Source organism: Bradyrhizobium sp. Kon10 (genome assembly GCF_055807395.1).
Genome location: NZ_JBVVOZ010000003.1, coordinates 314734 through 330448, shown reverse-complemented (window position 1 = coordinate 330448; position 15715 = coordinate 314734). Strand labels below are relative to the sequence as shown.

The 15715-nt window shown below is 64.9% G+C and carries 14 protein-coding genes; 13 read left to right on the top strand and 1 reads right to left on the bottom strand.

The genetic code is table 11. From position 1 onward, the window contains the following. Window positions 1–6 precede the first annotated feature (6 nt). The 3 genes from AC0L2O_RS06870 to AC0L2O_RS06860 all read left to right on the top strand — a co-directional run bounded on the left by AC0L2O_RS06870 (window position 7) and on the right by AC0L2O_RS06860 (window position 3084). Window positions 7–708: a GntR family transcriptional regulator gene (locus AC0L2O_RS06870; protein WP_473369165.1), complete on the top strand. Its 702-nt coding sequence runs from the start codon at window positions 7–9 to the stop codon at window positions 706–708. A gap of 42 nt (window positions 709–750) precedes the next feature. After that, complete coding sequence (locus AC0L2O_RS06865; protein WP_409192188.1) at window positions 751–1524, top strand: SDR family NAD(P)-dependent oxidoreductase; 774 nt, start codon at window positions 751–753, stop codon at window positions 1522–1524. A 258-nt stretch (window positions 1525–1782) separates the two neighbouring features. Continuing rightward, on the top strand, window positions 1783–3084 hold the full coding sequence (locus AC0L2O_RS06860) for an MFS transporter (RefSeq protein WP_473369164.1): 1302 nt from the start codon (window positions 1783–1785) through the stop codon (window positions 3082–3084). A 6-nt stretch (window positions 3085–3090) separates the two neighbouring features. On the opposite strand, the gene AC0L2O_RS06855 is transcribed toward AC0L2O_RS06860, so the two are convergent. Then, window positions 3091–4581, bottom strand: a complete 1491-nt coding sequence (locus AC0L2O_RS06855) for a glycosyl hydrolase family 79 N-terminal domain-containing protein (RefSeq protein WP_473369163.1) — start codon at window positions 4579–4581, stop codon at window positions 3091–3093. Between the two features lie 248 nt (window positions 4582–4829). Here AC0L2O_RS06855 and AC0L2O_RS06850 point away from each other — a divergent pair, with 248 nt between their 5' ends. The 10 genes from AC0L2O_RS06850 (at window position 4830) to AC0L2O_RS06805 (ending at window position 15691) form a co-directional block, all read left to right on the top strand. Then, window positions 4830–6191, top strand: coding sequence for an ABC transporter substrate-binding protein (locus tag AC0L2O_RS06850; protein WP_473369162.1), 1362 nt, complete (start codon window positions 4830–4832; stop codon window positions 6189–6191). Between the two features lie 81 nt (window positions 6192–6272). Continuing rightward, a complete protein-coding gene (locus AC0L2O_RS06845) occupies window positions 6273–7151 on the top strand; it encodes an ABC transporter permease (protein WP_473369161.1) in 879 nt (292 codons plus the stop codon). Further along, window positions 7148–8083 (top strand): ABC transporter permease, encoded by a 936-nt coding sequence (locus tag AC0L2O_RS06840; protein WP_369721569.1) that lies wholly within the window; start codon window positions 7148–7150, stop codon window positions 8081–8083. The genes AC0L2O_RS06845 and AC0L2O_RS06840 overlap by 4 nt, the downstream gene beginning before the upstream one ends. A 7-nt stretch (window positions 8084–8090) precedes the next feature. Beyond that, window positions 8091–9197, top strand: a complete 1107-nt coding sequence (locus AC0L2O_RS06835) for an ABC transporter ATP-binding protein (RefSeq protein WP_473369160.1) — start codon at window positions 8091–8093, stop codon at window positions 9195–9197. Window positions 9198–9218: 21 nt separating this feature from the next. After that, a complete protein-coding gene (locus AC0L2O_RS06830) occupies window positions 9219–9710 on the top strand; it encodes a (2Fe-2S)-binding protein (RefSeq protein ID WP_369721571.1) in 492 nt (163 codons plus the stop codon). A 2-nt stretch (window positions 9711–9712) separates the two neighbouring features. After that, window positions 9713–12100 (top strand): xanthine dehydrogenase family protein molybdopterin-binding subunit, encoded by a 2388-nt coding sequence (locus tag AC0L2O_RS06825; protein ID WP_473369159.1) that lies wholly within the window; start codon window positions 9713–9715, stop codon window positions 12098–12100. A gap of 12 nt (window positions 12101–12112) precedes the next feature. After that, window positions 12113–12910, top strand: a complete 798-nt coding sequence (locus tag AC0L2O_RS06820; protein WP_473369158.1) for an FAD binding domain-containing protein — start codon at window positions 12113–12115, stop codon at window positions 12908–12910. A gap of 16 nt (window positions 12911–12926) precedes the next feature. After that, window positions 12927–14417, top strand: a complete 1491-nt coding sequence (locus tag AC0L2O_RS06815) for an amidase (RefSeq protein ID WP_473369157.1) — start codon at window positions 12927–12929, stop codon at window positions 14415–14417. Window positions 14418–14659: 242 nt separating this feature from the next. Beyond that, entirely contained in the window at window positions 14660–15121 is a 462-nt protein-coding gene (locus AC0L2O_RS06810; RefSeq protein ID WP_369721575.1) for an Hsp20 family protein, read from the top strand. 78 nt (window positions 15122–15199) lie between these two features. Beyond that, complete coding sequence (locus tag AC0L2O_RS06805) at window positions 15200–15691, top strand: Hsp20/alpha crystallin family protein (protein WP_473369156.1); 492 nt, start codon at window positions 15200–15202, stop codon at window positions 15689–15691. The last annotated feature ends 24 nt before the right edge of the window (window positions 15692–15715 follow it).

The window sequence follows — 15715 nt, the reverse complement described above, 5'->3', positions numbered from 1 at the left end:
CTGCCTATGAACAAGCACCTGGAACTCCCTTCCGACAGCATCGTCGACCGCGTCTATGAACAGCTCAAGGCCATGGCCGTGAGCTACGAGTTCAAGCCGGGCGAGCGACTCAACGAAGGTGAGCTGGCAAAGCGTCTCGGCGTCAGCCGCACGCCGCTGCGCGAAGCGCTCAATCGGCTCAACACCGAGGGCTTTCTGCGCTTCACGCCCGGCAAGGGCTTTTTCTGCCGCGAGCTCGACGCCCACGAGATCTTCGACCTCTACGAGCTGCGCAAGTCGATCGAGGTCGCCTCGATCCGCCTCGCCATCAAGCGCGCCAGGGACGAGCACATCGACGCGCTGTTGAGATTCCTCGAGGCCACCGGCCCCGATCCCGGCGAGCGCTCATCGGTCGAGCTGGTCGAGCTGGACGAGACGTTTCACGAACGGCTGATGGCGATGTCTGACAATGCCGAGATGCTGCGCGTGCTGCGCAACGTCAACGCCCGGATTCGTTTCGTGCGTTGGATCGACATGGACCGCAGCAACCGCTCCAACACGCAAGCCGAGCACCGCGCCGTCCTCGAAGGGTTGAAGGCGCGTGACGAGGCCGCTTGCGTCTCGGTGCTGGAAAAGCACATCGACCGCCGGCTGGATCGCATTACGTCGGCAATCAAGGAAGGCTACGCGCAGATTTATATGCCGGCCATGGCGCGGTCTGCGAATTGATCGGCGCGCTCGTTCGCAAGCAACTATTCTGGAGTGAGACCCATGAAACTATCCGGCAAGGTCGCCGCCATCACCGGCGCGGCACGCGGCATCGGCAAGGCCTGCGCGAAGCGATTCCTCGACGACGGTGTCAAGGTCGTCATCTCCGATGTCGATGCCGAAGGCCTTGCCGCGACGGCCGCCGAGCTGGGACGGCCGGATGCCTTGCGCGTCGTCCCCGGCAATGTTGCCAGGCGGGCTGACGTCGATCAGATCGTTGCGACAGCCGCCAAGGAGTTCGGCCGGCTCGACATCATGGTCAACAATGCCGGCGTCGCGCGCAACCAGGACATCCTGGACATTTCCGAGCAGGATTTCGACGACGTTATCGCCATCAATCTGAAGGGCGCGTTCTTTGGGGTGCAGGCGGCGGCGAGGCAAATGATCGCGCAAGGCCGCGGCGGGGTCATCATCAACATGTCCTCGGTGAATGCGCTGCTGGCAATTCCCACGCTTGCGACCTACGCCATCTCCAAGGGCGGCATGAAGCAGCTGACCTCGGTGGCGGCTGTGGCGCTTGCTCCCCACAACATTCGCGTCGTCGCGGTCGGGCCGGGTACGATTTTGACCGACATGGTGGCATCGGCGATCTACACCTCGGAGGATGCACGCAGGAACGTGTTGTCGCGCACCCCGATCGGCCGAGGCGGCGAGCCGAGCGAGGTCGCGTCCGTGGTGGCGTTCCTCGCCAGCGACGATGCCTCCTACATCACCGGCCAGACCATCTATCCCGATGGCGGCCGGCTGATCCTGAACTATACGGTGCCCGTGAAGTAGGGGCGATTGCAGGGGACTTCGGGGAGACGGGTCGGAATTGCTTCAACACCCGTCATTGCGAGGAGCCCTTGCGACGAAACAAATCCAGACTGTCTCCGCGGCAAGATTCTGGATTGCTTCGCTTCGCTCGCAATGACGGGGGTTGATGCAGGCGGGCGCGAATCTCTGGTGGTGTGATACGGTACGTTCAACACCGCCGGAGGTTGCAACCGCGACCGCGATTGGCCATGATGCTCTCCGGAATGTTGGGGGCATCACATGACGGCAGCAATGACGGTCTCTGCGGCGGCGGAGAAAGCGACGACGGCGCATGTGGTGTGGGCGAGCGCGCTTGGCACCGCGATCGAGTGGTACGATTTCCTGATCTACGGCACGGCGGCTGCGCTCGTGCTGAACAAGCTGTTCTTTCCGAGTTTCGATCCTGTCGTCGGGACCTTGGCGGCGTTCTCGACCTATGCGGTCGGCTTCGTCGCAAGGCCGATCGGCGGCGCCATCATCGGGCATTATGGCGACCGGCTCGGGCGCAAGACCATGCTGGTCGCGACCATGATCGCGATGGGGCTTGGCACGTTCCTGATCGGCTGCCTGCCGACCTATAGCCAGATCGGCGTCTGGGCGCCGATTCTGCTCGTGTGCCTGCGCTTCATTCAGGGCATCGGGCTTGGTGGCGAATGGAGCGGCGCGGTGGTGATGGTGGCCGAACATGCGGGCGACCGCCGCGGCTTTTACGGCAGCCTGGTGCAGATCGGTTTTCCGGTCGGTGTTGCCGCCTCGACCGGCATCTTCGGCTTGATGACGCAACTGCCCGAATCGGATTTCCTGAGCTGGGGCTGGCGCGTGCCGTTCCTGATCAGCATTCTGCTCGTTGGCGTCGGCCTCATCGTGCGGCTCAAGCTCGCGGAGACGCCGCATTTCAAGGAGGTGGTGGAGCGCAAGGAGGTGCTGGCGCAGCCGGTGTGGGAGGTGATCCGCCGCGACTGGCGCAGTTTTCTGCTGGCGATCGGCATCACGGTATCGGAAGTCGGGCTCGCTTATCTCCTCACCGTCTTCACGGTGGTCTATGCCACGACGAAGCTCGGCCTGCCGCGCCAGGTGATCCTCAATGCGGTGGTCTATGCCGCGATCGTCGAGTTCGCGACGCTGCCGCTCGCCGGCTGGCTGTCCGACATCCTTGGCCGCAAGGCGCTGTATCTCGCCGGCGGCGTGTTCTCGGTGGCGCTGGCGTTTCCGCTGTTCTGGTTCCTCGACACCAGGGAGCCGGCGCTGATCACGATGGCGCTCGTCGTGACGATGACGCTGACCCATGCACTGCTGTTCGGACCAAAGGCGGCGTTCATGCCGGAACTGTTCCGCACCCAGGTGCGCTACAGCGGCGCTTCGTTGGGGGCCAACGTCGCGGCCGCGATCAGCGGGGGCTTCTCGCCGCTGATCGCCGCGGCGCTGCTGGCGTGGGCCGGCTCGTACTGGCCGGTGTCGCTCTACATCATCGCGCTCTCGATCATCACGCTCGTCGCAACGCTGATGGCGCCGGAGACGGCGCGGGATTCGCTCAGATCCTGAGCGCCGTCATCGGCACGCGGAGTTCGCGGCGCCCGGAAAGGTGAGGAAAGTGATGGTTGCCGGCGCGAGCCGGATCGCGCCGGCCGCCGTCGCCTGCCCGGAAAGGCGCGGCAGTTCATTCGCGTCGGCGAGTGCGAGCGTGGCGCCATTCAATCTCACCATGGCGCTTTGCAGTCTTGCCGCCTGCAACGTGTAGCGCTCGGACGGAAGCGGCAGCACGATCGTGCGGAATGCATTCCGCGAGATATTGAGCGCGAGCACCGTCACGGCGCCCGGCGTTGAGGGATGACAGTGTGCGTAGACGTGAAGGTTCGACGCCGTCGCCGCGCTTGCATCGAGCACGGTCGTTCCCATCAGCTGATGCCAGAGCAGCGCGCCCCAATAATCGGGGCGCGGACGGAACGTGATTTCGTCGAGCAGGCCGTAATCGCTTGCCGCCAGCGTATTGTGAAACACCACCTGAACGCCGGCCTTCGCCAGCCGTCCCAGCTGGTCGAGATAGCGGAATGTGTCGAGAAAGGTCTTGTCCCAGCGGTTGCCGCCACAGGCGGCATCGGCGGTTTCGGTCAGCCAGATCGGCTTGCCCGGCGCGAACTGATCGCGCAAGCCGCGATAAACCGCGAGCGTCGCATCGGTGCGGGCGAGCCATTGTTCCGAGAGCGCCTGCGCCGGCTCGTCGTTTCCGCCACAGCGCGCCGAGACCGCGTTGTAATGATGGTAGGAGAAGCGATCGATTCCTTCGCCTGACGCCGCGAGCAGATCGCGCGTGCGTATGCCGGGTACGGACGGCGCGGCGGAGTCGCCGACCGAACCGGGGCCGACGATCAGCGTCTCCGGCGCGGCGCGTTGTAGCCACGCGCGAAAGATCCCGAAATCGCGGCCGTAGGCTTTTGCATCATATCCGGGCGGCGCGCCATTCGTCGCTGCCAGCGTCGGCTCGTTCATGAATTCGGCAGCGGCGATCCGGCTGCCTTGCGATCGCGTCTCATCGACAAGGCGCTGCGCCTGGTCCGGCCTCCACGCGCCGTCCGCATCGCGGCTGCCGGCACTGACCGCAAAAGAGGTGACGATCTCGGCATCGACCGCGCGCGCAAAGTCGATCATGCCGCGCCACTGCGAGCGGCCTAGCACCGCGTTGAATCCCGGTGGCGGTGTCGCCGGCGCCTGTTCGCCGTCGGCGAAGAACGCGGCATTGGCCCAGGTCCCGCTGACGCGCAGATACGCCGGCGATAAAGCCGCAGCGAGCCTGCGCAGACGGGCGTTGGCAAGATCGATCGGAGATCTGTCGCTGTAACGATCATGCTGATCGAATGGCCGTGTCGTGCGCGGATACGGCTTCCAGAATCGGCCGCCCATCACCTCGGCCATCTCAATGTTGTATGATTGAAAGCGCGGATCGATCGTGCCGATCGCTTTCAATTCCGCAGCCGCGATCGCCAGCTCGCCGGCCTGCGCGGCGCATGAGGTTGCGGCAACGAGCAGTGCAACCCCTGTCACACGCAAAGCGCGAAGCCGCCCCCGTCGTTGATTGCGCCGTCTTGTGTGCACGCCCTGACGCCTTCTTATGCGCGCGCTGCCAAAAGCAAATGCAGCCGCCATATCCATTAGCCGCGTTTATATGCCGAATTTTTACTTCCAATTTTACTTCGCGAAATCCCGCCAATACCCTCACGGGCAATTGATCTCATCGCAGCCGCTCAATGCCGATCGGTGCGACGCGTCTATTGTAGCCAACGAGGGTTGCCATGCTTGACAAGGATAAGCGGACATCCACTTCCAATCCGGCTGGAACGGAGGTCAAAACGGACGCCAAGTCGACAAAAAAGCTGAGCCGGCGCACGCTGTTGAAGGGGGCCGCTGCCGTTGCCGGCGCGGCCGCTGGCTCGGATGCGATCCGCGGATTCCCGACCATCTGGGCGCAGGAGATCAAGGACATCGAGCTGCGCCATGTCGGCGTGTCCTATTCGGTGGTGAAGGCGATCGGCGATCAGGCGGCCAAGGATCTCGGCTTCAAGGTGACGATGCAGAACCTCGACACCTCCGCTGCCATCAACCGCTTCATTAGCCAGCCTAATACGGTCGATATCGCCGATCTCGAGGGATGGCAGGCCAAGCTTGCCGCCAAGCGCAGCGTCATCCAGGGTATCGAGGTCAAGAAGATCAAGGAGTTCGACAGCATCCTGCCGATCTTCACCAAGGGCGAGATCGACGGCCACAAGATCCCGCGCCAGGGCATCTCGCCTTACGAGGCGATGTATATCGCGAAGCCGGATTCGACCGATCTGAACGACGGCGTCACCGAATGGGCGACCTTCCTGCCGCAGGTCTACAACGCCGACTCGATCGGCTATCGGCCCGACCTCGTCGGCCATCAAGTCACGGAATGGAAGGATCTGATCGACCCCAAGTTCAAGGGCAAGGCCGCCATCCTCGACGTGCCCGCCATCGGCATCATGGATGCCGCGCTCTGCTTCGAAAGCGCCGGACTGATCAAGTACGGCAACAAGGGCAACATGACCAAGGAGGAGATCGACTTCACCTGCAACAAGCTGATCGAGCTGAAGAAGGAGGGGCAGTTCCGCGCGACCTGGACCACCTTCGACCAGTCGGTGCAGCTGATGGCTGCCGGCGAAGTGGTGATCCAGTCGATGTGGTCGCCGGCGGTTGCCGCCGTGCGCGTGAAGGAGATTCCCTGCGTCTACGCGCCGGTGAATGTCAAGAACGGCAAGGAAGGCTATCGCGGCTGGTGCAACGGCATGGGCCTGATGAAACATCTCTCCGGCAAGAAGCTCGACGCGGCCTACGAATATCTCAACTGGTACCTGTCGGGCTGGCAGGGCGGCTTCGTCGCGCGCTACGGCTATTACAGCCCGGTGCCATCGACCGCGAAGAAATTCCTCACCCCGGCCGAATGGGCGTTCTGGTACGAGGGCCAGCCGGCACCGGAGGTGGTCAACGATCCCTACGGCGTGCCGATGGAGAAGGCCGGCACCAAGCGCGACGGCGGCTCGTTCCTCGACCGCGTCAAGAATATCTCGTGCTGGAACACGCTGATGGACGAGGCCGCCTACATGAACAAGCGCTGGAACGACTTCAAGGTGGCCTAGAACCTGCTTTCCCTGACCTGACGAGACCGCCGGCACGGCGACGTGCCGGCGGAAGAGACCGACTTCGAGGCGTTCGCCGACATGCAGTCCAGTTCAATTCCACAACGCGCCAATCTTGCCGGCTGGCTCTACGTGTCGCCGCTCGTGCTGGTGCTCGTGCCGTTCTTCGTGGCGCCGATCCTGGTCGTGCTGGCGGCAAGCTTCTTTGCCACCGACGGCTTTGGCGGGCTGACGCCGGGCTTCACCCTCGCAAGCTATGTCGAGGTGCTGCACTCGGCGCTGACGCTGAAGCTGTATCTTGCGACCATCAAGTTCACGGTGCTGACCTGGATCTTCACGCTCATCATCGGCTTCTTCGTCGCCTATTTCCTGGTCTTCCACGTTCGCAACCAGCTTTTCGCGATCGGCCTGTTCCTGCTCTGCACGGTGCCGTTCTGGACCTCGAACATCATCCGGATGATTTCCTGGATCCCGCTGCTCGGCAAGGAAGGCTTGATCAACCAGACGCTGCTCGCCCTCGGCGTGATCCGCCAGCCGCTGGAGGTGCTGCTGTTTTCTGACCTGGCGGTGGTCATCGCCTATGTCCATCAGCTCACCATCTTCATGATCGTGCCGATCTTCAACTCCATGGCGCGGATCGACAAGAAACTGATCGAGGCCGCGATCGATGCGGGTGCCAGCCGTTTCGACATCATGCGCCTGATCGTGGTGCCGATGTCCAAGAGCGGCATCGCGCTCGGCACCATCTTCGTGGTGTCGATCGTGATGGGCGACTTCTTCGTGGTCAAGGTGATGTCCGGCGGCGGTTCGGCCTCGGTGGTCAGCGCCTTCTACGAGGACGTCGGCGTGCTGCAATATCCGACCGCGGCGGCAAGTGCGGTGCTGCTGACGCTGGTGCTGGTCGCGATCGTCTCGCTGATCCTGCGCACCGTCGACATCAGGCAGGAGATCACGCGATGAGCGCTGTTCTCGCAGAGATGCCCAAAGCTGACCTGCCCAAGCCTGACATGTCCAAGACCGACACGCCAAAGACGGTCGCGCCCGTGAGCACCAAGGCAATCGCGCCAAGCAAGGGCGGACGGCCCTGGACGTTCTACGTGCTCGCGGCGTTGTTTGCACTCTACGTGCTGGCGCTCTACGGCCCGATGTTCTGCATCTACATCCTGTCGTTCCAGGATATCCGGGGCGGCCTCGTGTTCCCGATGAAGGGGCAGTCGCTGCACTGGTTCGTCGATCTCTTCACCCAGGTGCGTACCGGCGACGTCAAGGGCTCTTTCGACCGCTCGATCAAGCTCGCGGTCATCGTCACCATCATCACGGTGGTGGTCTCGTTCCTCGCCGGCCTCGGTTTCCGCAAGCGCTTCCGCGGCGACACCGTGGTGTTCTACCTGATGATCGGCAGCCTGGTTGCGCCGGGCCTCGTGCTCGGCCTCGGCACCGGTCTGCTGTTCCAGGCGCTCGGGCTCAATGCGAGCTGGTACAGTTCCGCGCTCGGCGCGCAGCTGTCCTGGACCTTGCCGTTCGGCGTGCTGGTGATGTTCGCGGTGATGTCGCGTTTCAACCATGTCTGGGAGGAGGCGGCCTACGATCTCGGCGCCAGCCGCTGGCAGTCGATCCGGCTGGTGATGATCCCGGTGCTGGCGCCTGGCCTGGTCGCGGTCGCGCTGTTCGGCTTCACGCTGTCCTATGACGAATTCGCGCGCAGCCTGCAGACGGCGGGCTCGCTCAACACCTTGCCGCTGGAGATCTGGAGCATGACGCTGAACGTCACTTCGCCGTCGCTCTACGCGCTGGGCACGGTGACGACTATCGTCTCCTTCATCGTCATCGGTGCGAGCCTCGGCAGCATCGTGCTGATCCAGAAGAAGCGCGGCAGCGGGGCAAAGGGCTAGGCTGGGAATGAACAAGGATCGCGGCGATATCGAACTGGCGGGCGTCTGCAAGAGCTTTGACGGCGCGACCTACGTGGTCGACGGCGTCAATCTCAAGATCGCGGACGGCGCCTATTGCTGTTTCATCGGGCCGTCCGGCTGCGGCAAGACCACGATCCTGCGCATGATCGCGGGCCACGAAGATCCGACCGCGGGCGAGATCGTGATCGGGGGCCAGAACGTCGTCGGGCTCGCGCCGGTGCAGCGGCGCACCGCGATGATGTTCCAGTCCTACGCGCTGTTTCCGCATTTGACGGTGCGCGAGAACATCGCCTTTGCGCTGCGCGTGCGCGGCATGTCGAAAGCCGATCGCCTGCGTGCGGCCGATGCCATGATCGAAAAGGTACGTCTGACGCAGTTCGCCGACCGGCTGCCGGCGCAGCTCTCCGGCGGCCAGCAGCAGCGTGTGGCGCTGGCGCGCGCGGCAATCACCGAGCCGCGGGTGCTGCTGCTCGACGAGCCGCTGTCCGCGCTGGACGAGCAGCTCCGGGTGCAGATGCGCCAGGAGCTGCGACGGATGCAGCAGGAGCTCGGCATCACCTTCATCCACGTCACGCATACCCAGCTCGAGGCGATCGCGCTGGCTGATCTCGTGGTGGTGATGGAGCAGGGCAAGATCAAGCAGGCGGGCGCCGCGCGCGATGTCTACGCGCATCCGCACGACCGCTACGTGGCCGAGTTCATGGGCGGCCAGAACGTGCTGTCGGGGCGGGTGGAAAAGGTCAACGGCGCGAGCTTCACGCTCGCGCAGGCCGCTCCTTCCGGCATCGAGGTGCCGCTTCAGGCGCGCTCGACAGTTAGCGTCGGCGACCAGGTCGACATCGCCGTGCGCCGTGACGATGTCGTGCTGGTCAGGTCCGGCAAGGACTTGCCGCCCGGCTGCACGACGTCACTGCCGAGCCGCGTGCTCGCGATCGAATACCAGGGCTATTTCGTCAAGGTCATGCTCGACACGGTGCCGGACGACGCGTTCGTGGCCTACGTGCCGGAAAAGATCTTCTTCGCGGATCCCTTCACCGTCGGCGATGTCGTGACGGCCACATGGGCCACCGGCAGCGCCCTTCCACTCGCCTAAAGCCCCGTCGCGCACAGGAGTATGACCGTGCAGATATCCTTCACACTCAACGGCCGGCCAACCACGATCGATGTCGAGCCGGCAACGCTCGTGACCGAGCTCCTGCGCGAGACGCTCAGCCTGACCGGCACCCATATCGGTTGCGACACCAGCCAGTGCGGCGCCTGCGTGGTGCACCTCAATGGGCTTCCGGTGAAGAGCTGCACGCTGCTCGCCCCCGCGCTCGACGGCGCGACGCTGCTGACCATCGAAGGCCTGCAAGGCGCGCCTGGCTCGAACCAATTGCATCCCATGCAGGAAGCGTTTCGCGAGCACCACGGCCTCCAGTGCGGTTTCTGCACGCCCGGCATGCTGATGACCGCGGTGGCGCTTGCCACCGAAAAGCCGGTGCTGACGGAAGCCGACGTCCGCCACGGCCTCGAAGGCAATATCTGCCGCTGCACCGGCTACCAGAACATCGTCGTCTCGGTCATGGCCGGCGCAGCCGCCATGAACGCCGCCAAGGGAGAGTGACCATGGGCAATGTGATCGGGATCGGTGCGTCACCGAAACGCAAGGAAGACCAGCGTTTCCTCACCGGACGCGGCAATTACGTCTCCGACATCAAGCGCCCCGGCATGACCGCCGGCGTGTTCGTGCGCTCGCCGCACGGCCACGCGGTGCTACGCGGCATCGACAAGAGCGCCGCTCTCGCGGCCCCCGGCGTCATCGCCGTCCTGACCGGCCACGACGTCAAGGCCGACAAGCTGGGCTCGCTGCCCTGCGGCTGGGGCATTTCGGATGCCAAGGGCGTGCCGATGAAGGAGCCGCCGTTTCCAACGCTGGCGCAGGACAAGGTGCGCTTCGTCGGCGACATGGTGGCGTTCGTCGTCGCGGAGACGCCGGCGCAGGCCAACGCGGCGGCCGAGCTGCTGACAGTCGACTACGAGGTGCTGCCTTCCGTGGTCGGCGTGCTCGAAGCGGTCCGGCCGGGGGCACCGCAATTGTTCGACGACGTGCCGAACAACATCTGCTGCGACTGGGAGCTGGGCGACAAGGCCGCGGTTGAGACCGCATTCCGCAAGGCGGCGCATGTCGCAAAGCTGAGCCTCGTCAACAACCGCCTGATCGGCAATCCGATGGAGCCGCGCGCGGCGATCGCCGAATACGAGCCCGGCACCGACCGCTTCACGCTGTGGACCACCAGCCAGTTCCCGCATGTCGTGCGCTTCCTGATGGGCGCGCTGGTCTTGAACATCCCCCAGCACAAGCTGCGCGTGGTCGCGCCCGATGTCGGCGGCGGTTTTGGCGTCAAGCAGTTCCACTACGGCGAAGAGGCCGTGATCACCTGGGCCGCCAAGCGCGTGATGCGACCGATCAAATGGGTTGCAAGCCGCTCGGAGGGCTACGTGTCCGACCGTCACGGCCGGGATCATGTCACCGAGGCCGAGCTGGCGCTCGACGAGACCGGAAAATTTCTCGCCTTCCGCGTCAACACGCTCGCCAATATGGGCGGCTATCTCTCGACCTTCGGGCCGAACATCCCGACCAATCTCTACGGCCCGCTGCTCGGCGGCGTCTACACCACGCCGGCGATCTACTGCAACGTGAAGGTCGTCTTCACCAACACCGTTCCGGTCGACGCCTATCGCGGCGCCGGTCGGCCCGAGGCGACCTTCGTGCTGGAGCGCATCGTCGATGTCGCCGCCAGCGAGATGGGCATCGACCGCGTCGAGATCCGCCGCCGCAACATGATCCCGAAGGAGGCCTATCCGTATCAGACCCCGGTGCTGGTGCAGTACGATTCCGGCGATCCGGTTGGCTGCCTCGACGGCGCGCTGGTCGCCGCCGACGTCAAGGATTTCGGCATCCGCAAGGCGGAATCGGCGCGCAGGGGCAAGTTCCGCGGGCTCGGCTACTCGACCTATGTCGAGGCCTGCGGCCTCGCGCCGTCGCGCTTCGCGGGCAGGCTGGGCGCGCGCGGCGGCCTCTATGAGAGCGCCACGGTGCGCGTGCATCCGACCGGGCAGGTGACGGTCATGATCGGCACGCACAACCACGGCCAGGGCCACGAGACGACTTTTGCGCAAATCGTCTCGGAAAAGCTCGGCGTGTCGTTTGAGAATGTCGACATCGTGTTCGGCGATACCGATCGCGTGCAGTTCGGCATGGGCACCTACGGCTCGCGCTCGCTGGTGGTTGGTGGCGCGGCGCTGTCGAAGGCGACCGACAAGGTCGTCGCCAAGGGCAAGAAGATCGCAGCCCATCTGCTCGAGGCGGCCGAAGTCGACATCCAGTTCGAGGCCGGACAATTCTCGGTCGCCGGCACGGATCGCATGAAGACGTTCGAGGAGATCGCGGGCGCCGCCTATGTGCCGCACAATTATCCGCTCGAAGTGCTGGAGCCCGGGCTCGAAGAGCAGGCCTATTACGACCCCGTCAACTTCACCTATCCCGGCGGGTGCCATATCGCCGAGGTCGAGGTCGATCCGGAGACGGGCACGGTGACGCTGGTCAACTACACGGCGGTGGACGACGTCGGCACCGTCATCAACCCGATGATCGTCGAGGGCCAGCTGCACGGCGGCATCGTGCAGGGGGTCGGCCAGGCGCTGTTCGAGAACGCGGTCTATGACGAAGGCTCCGGCCAGCTGCTGTCGGGCTCGCTGATGGACTACTGCATGCCGCGAGCCGACCACATGCCGATGATGAAGGTCGCAACTCACTCCACCCTTTGCACGCATACCCCGATGGGCGTGAAGGGCTGCGGCGAGGTCGGGACCATCGGCTCACCGGCCGCTGTGATCAACGCGGTGGTCGATGCGCTATCGCATCTCGGCGTCACCCATGTCGACATGCCGGCGACGCCGAACCGGATTTGGCGCCTGCTTCAGAACGCATCGCTGCCAGTCGCCGCGGAATAGGGAGGTCCACAAATGAAACCGTTTGCCTATCACCAGCCGGATCAGATTCCCGACGCCGCAAAGTTGCTGATCGCGATCGAGGACAGCAAGCTCGTCGCCGGCGGCATGACGCTGATCCCGACGCTGAAGCAGCGGCTCGCCAGTCCAACGGCACTGGTCGATCTTTCCAAGCTCGGCAGCCTGAAGGGTATCACCGATGACGGTGCCACCATCACCATCGGCGCGATGACGCCGCATGCGGTGGTGGCCGCGTCAAAGCTGGTGCAGGCAAAAATCCCCGGGCTTGCCGCGCTGGCCTCGATGATCGGCGATCCGGCGGTGCGCAGCCGCGGCACGATCGGCGGCTCGGTCGCGAATAACGACCCGGCGGCGGATTATCCGGCCGGGGTGCTCGGCCTGGGCGCGACCATCGTCACCAGCACGCGCGAGATCGCGGCCGACAAGTTCTTCCTCGGCCTGTTCGAGACAGCGCTTGTGACCGGCGAGATCATCACGGCGATCCGCTTCCCGGTGCCGCTCAAGGCGGGCTACGCCAAGTTCAAGGCGCCGGCCTCGCGCTATGCGCTGGTGGGCGTATTCGTCGCGAAGTTCGCCGGCGGGGTCCGCGTCGCCGTCACCGGCGCGGGCTCTGGCGTGTTCCGGGTGCCGCCGATGGAGGAGGTGCTGTCGCGAAACTTCGATCCCTCCGCGATCGCGGCGATCAAGATCGACACCGACGGCCTCACCTCCGACATCCACGCCGAAGCCGACTACCGTGCCCATCTCGTCACGGTGATGGCCAAGCGCGCCGTCGACGCAGCGCTCAGCTAGCTCTTTAGGGTTCATGATGACGAATGGTTCCGGCCGAACGGCCTTCCCGCCGGCGCCGACTGGCCTTGGTGCGCTCTCGGCAACCGAGATCATCGCCGGTTACCGGCGCAAGGCGTTCACTCCGCGCGATGTCATCGACGACACCATCGCCGCGCTCGAGGCGACGAATGAGGCCTGCAATGCGGTGGTGACGCCGATGTACGAGCAGGCGAGGGCGGAGGCCGATCGTGTCACCCGGGAGATGCGAGCGGGCGAGGCCAAGGGGCCGCTCGCGGGTGTGCCCGTCACAATCAAGGACCTGGTGTTCGTGGCAGGCGTGCCGGCCTATGGCGGCTCGCCCATGAACAATGCGTTCGTGCCCGAGGTCGATGCCGCCGTGGTGTCGGCGCTGAAGGCCTCCGGCGCAATCGTCACCTGCAAGACCACGACCTGCGAGTCCGGCTACAAGTTGACCGCCGATAGTCCCGTCACCGGCACGACGCGAAACCCCTGGAATCCCGCTCGCACCAGCGGCGGGTCGAGCGGCGGAGCGGCGGCGGGCGTCGCCGCGGGCTGCGGCCCGATCGCGATCGGCACCGACGGGGTCGGTTCGATCCGCGTGCCTTCGTCGTTCTGCGGCGTGTTCGGGTTGAAGCCGACCTTCGGCCTGGTGCCGCGCTCGCCCGGATTCTCGCCGCCGTCCTGGGCCTCGCTCGCGCATACCGGGCCGATCACGCGCACGGTCGCGGATGCCGCGCTGGCGCTGGAGATCATCGCTGCTTACGATCTGCGCGATCCGGCGAGCCTGCCGGTGCCGCCGCGCCGCTTCGATACGAAGGCGGGCCCATTGAATGACCTTCGCATCGGCGCGAGCGCCGATCTCGGCTACGCCCCGATCAGCGCCGACGTGCGCGCGGCGTTCAGCAAGGCGCTCGCCATTCTCGATTCCTGCGGCGCGCAGGTCACCATCGATGGGCCGGGGCTCGATCCCGGCATTCTCGAGCACACGCTGAAGCCGATCGCCTTCACCGAGCAAGCGGCGGCCGTCGCCGGCAAGACGACGGTCGATCTCGCGAGTTCGGAAGTGGACTATCGCGACGTCGTCAGCGCGGGCCGTCGCTATAGCGGCACGGACTATGTCGAGGCGGGCTACCGGCGCGGCTGGGCGCGCAACGCGTTCCTGAAACTATTCGAGCGCGTCGATGCGCTGGTGACGCCGACGGTCGCGGTGACCGCGTTCGAGGCCGGCCGGATCGGCGTCGACCGGATCGACGGCAGCATTGTCGATCCGCATCTCGGCTGGTCGCCGTTCACCTGGCCGATCAATCTCGTCGGCCTTCCGGCCGCGACGCTGCCCTGCGGCTTTGATCGCGACGGACTGCCGATCGGCCTGCAGATCGTGGCGCCCTGGCTCGACGAGCCGACGATCTTCCGCATCGCCGCCGCATTCGAAGCGGCGCAGCCCTGGTCGAAAGTCTGGCCTCCGCTGGCCTCGCGTGAACCGGATCTGGCGCGCGCGAAGGCGTGATCCCAAACCGGCCCGGAACTGATCGACCGCCGGCTTGCCGGCCCGCCCCGGCATCCGAAAATTTTCTCCAACCCCCTCTTGAAACCAGTTTCCGTTCTTCTAATTCTTTCTTCGCCGCGAGAGCGGTGTGCCGAGCGCCCGAGAGGGCTTGGCACGGGCGCTGGACCGGCGTCTTCGGAGACTGTCTGAGACCTCTGTCCTGCGTTCCTTCGTATCCATCTTGCTCTTTGGAGGACTTGGTTATGAGGACCACATTCGACTTCGCGCCGCTGTGGCGCTCCACCATCGGCTTCGATCATCTGGCCGACCTCGTCGACAGCACGCTGCGCCAGACGACCGAGGACAATTACCCGCCCTACAACATCGAGCGCTCCGGCGAAGACCACTACCGGATCAGCCTCGCCGTGGCCGGTTTCGGCGTCAACGACATTACCGTGACCGCCGAACAGAACGCGCTGACGATCGAGGGTCGCAAGCCCGATGACGCAGCGCGCGAATATCTCTACCACGGCATCGCTGCGCGTCCGTTCCGGCGCGTGTTCAACCTCGCCGACTATGTCCAGGTGAAGCAGGCCTCCTTCCAGGACGGCCTCCTGATCGTCGACCTGGTCCGTGAGGTCCCCGAAGCCATGAAGCCGCGCCGGATCCAGATCGCGGGCGCGACCTCTCCTGCATCCCAGATCGAGCAGAAGAAAGCGGCCTAAGCGGCCGATCGAGGGATTGGCGGAGCGCGGCGCTCGGATGTCCGCGCCGCGCTCCGGATGCGTGAAGGAGAGAGAACCATGGCTTTTCGTGATCTCATTCCCTGGTCGAGGGGCCAGGAGCTTGCGCCGGTCCGCGACAGCTTCGATCCGTTCCTGACGCTTCATCGCGAGATGAACCGTCTGTTCGACGACGTGTTTCGCGGCTTTGCCGGAAGCAATTTGTCGCCGATGATGGAGGGCCGTTTCGGCTGGCCCAAGGTCGAACTCAGCGAGACCGACAAGGTGCTGACCGTCACGGCCGAGCTTCCGGGACTGACGGAGAAGGACGTCGACGTCGAAGTCGCCAACGGCGTCCTCACTCTGCGCGGCGAGAAGAAAGCCGAGCGCAACGGTGAAGGCAGGTCTTTCACCGAGCGCTACTACGGCGCCTTCGAGCGGCAAATCCCGCTGCAAGACGTCGAGGAAGACAAGGCCGAGGCGTCGTTCAAGAACGGCGTCCTGACCGTGTCGCTGCCGAAATCCGACAAGGCGCGGGAAAGCGTCAAGCGTATCGCGATCAACACGCACTAGCACGAACAGGGATGGCGGCGGTGC

Bases quoted from the DNA above. Each gene is read 5' to 3' on its own strand.
- AC0L2O_RS06870 (WP_473369165.1), top strand. From the start codon at position 7: ATGAACAAGCACCTGGAACTCCCTTCCGACAGCATCGTCGACCGCGTC.
- AC0L2O_RS06865 (WP_409192188.1), top strand. From the start codon at position 751: ATGAAACTATCCGGCAAGGTCGCCGCCATCACCGGCGCGGCACGCGGC.
- AC0L2O_RS06860 (WP_473369164.1), top strand. From the start codon at position 1,783: ATGACGGCAGCAATGACGGTCTCTGCGGCGGCGGAGAAAGCGACGACG.
- AC0L2O_RS06850 (WP_473369162.1), top strand. From the start codon at position 4,830: ATGCTTGACAAGGATAAGCGGACATCCACTTCCAATCCGGCTGGAACG.
- AC0L2O_RS06845 (WP_473369161.1), top strand. From the start codon at position 6,273: ATGCAGTCCAGTTCAATTCCACAACGCGCCAATCTTGCCGGCTGGCTC.
- AC0L2O_RS06840 (WP_369721569.1), top strand. From the start codon at position 7,148: ATGAGCGCTGTTCTCGCAGAGATGCCCAAAGCTGACCTGCCCAAGCCT.
- AC0L2O_RS06835 (WP_473369160.1), top strand. From the start codon at position 8,091: ATGAACAAGGATCGCGGCGATATCGAACTGGCGGGCGTCTGCAAGAGC.
- AC0L2O_RS06830 (WP_369721571.1), top strand. From the start codon at position 9,219: ATGACCGTGCAGATATCCTTCACACTCAACGGCCGGCCAACCACGATC.
- AC0L2O_RS06825 (WP_473369159.1), top strand. From the start codon at position 9,713: ATGGGCAATGTGATCGGGATCGGTGCGTCACCGAAACGCAAGGAAGAC.
- AC0L2O_RS06820 (WP_473369158.1), top strand. From the start codon at position 12,113: ATGAAACCGTTTGCCTATCACCAGCCGGATCAGATTCCCGACGCCGCA.
- AC0L2O_RS06815 (WP_473369157.1), top strand. From the start codon at position 12,927: ATGACGAATGGTTCCGGCCGAACGGCCTTCCCGCCGGCGCCGACTGGC.
- AC0L2O_RS06810 (WP_369721575.1), top strand. From the start codon at position 14,660: ATGAGGACCACATTCGACTTCGCGCCGCTGTGGCGCTCCACCATCGGC.
- AC0L2O_RS06805 (WP_473369156.1), top strand. From the start codon at position 15,200: ATGGCTTTTCGTGATCTCATTCCCTGGTCGAGGGGCCAGGAGCTTGCG.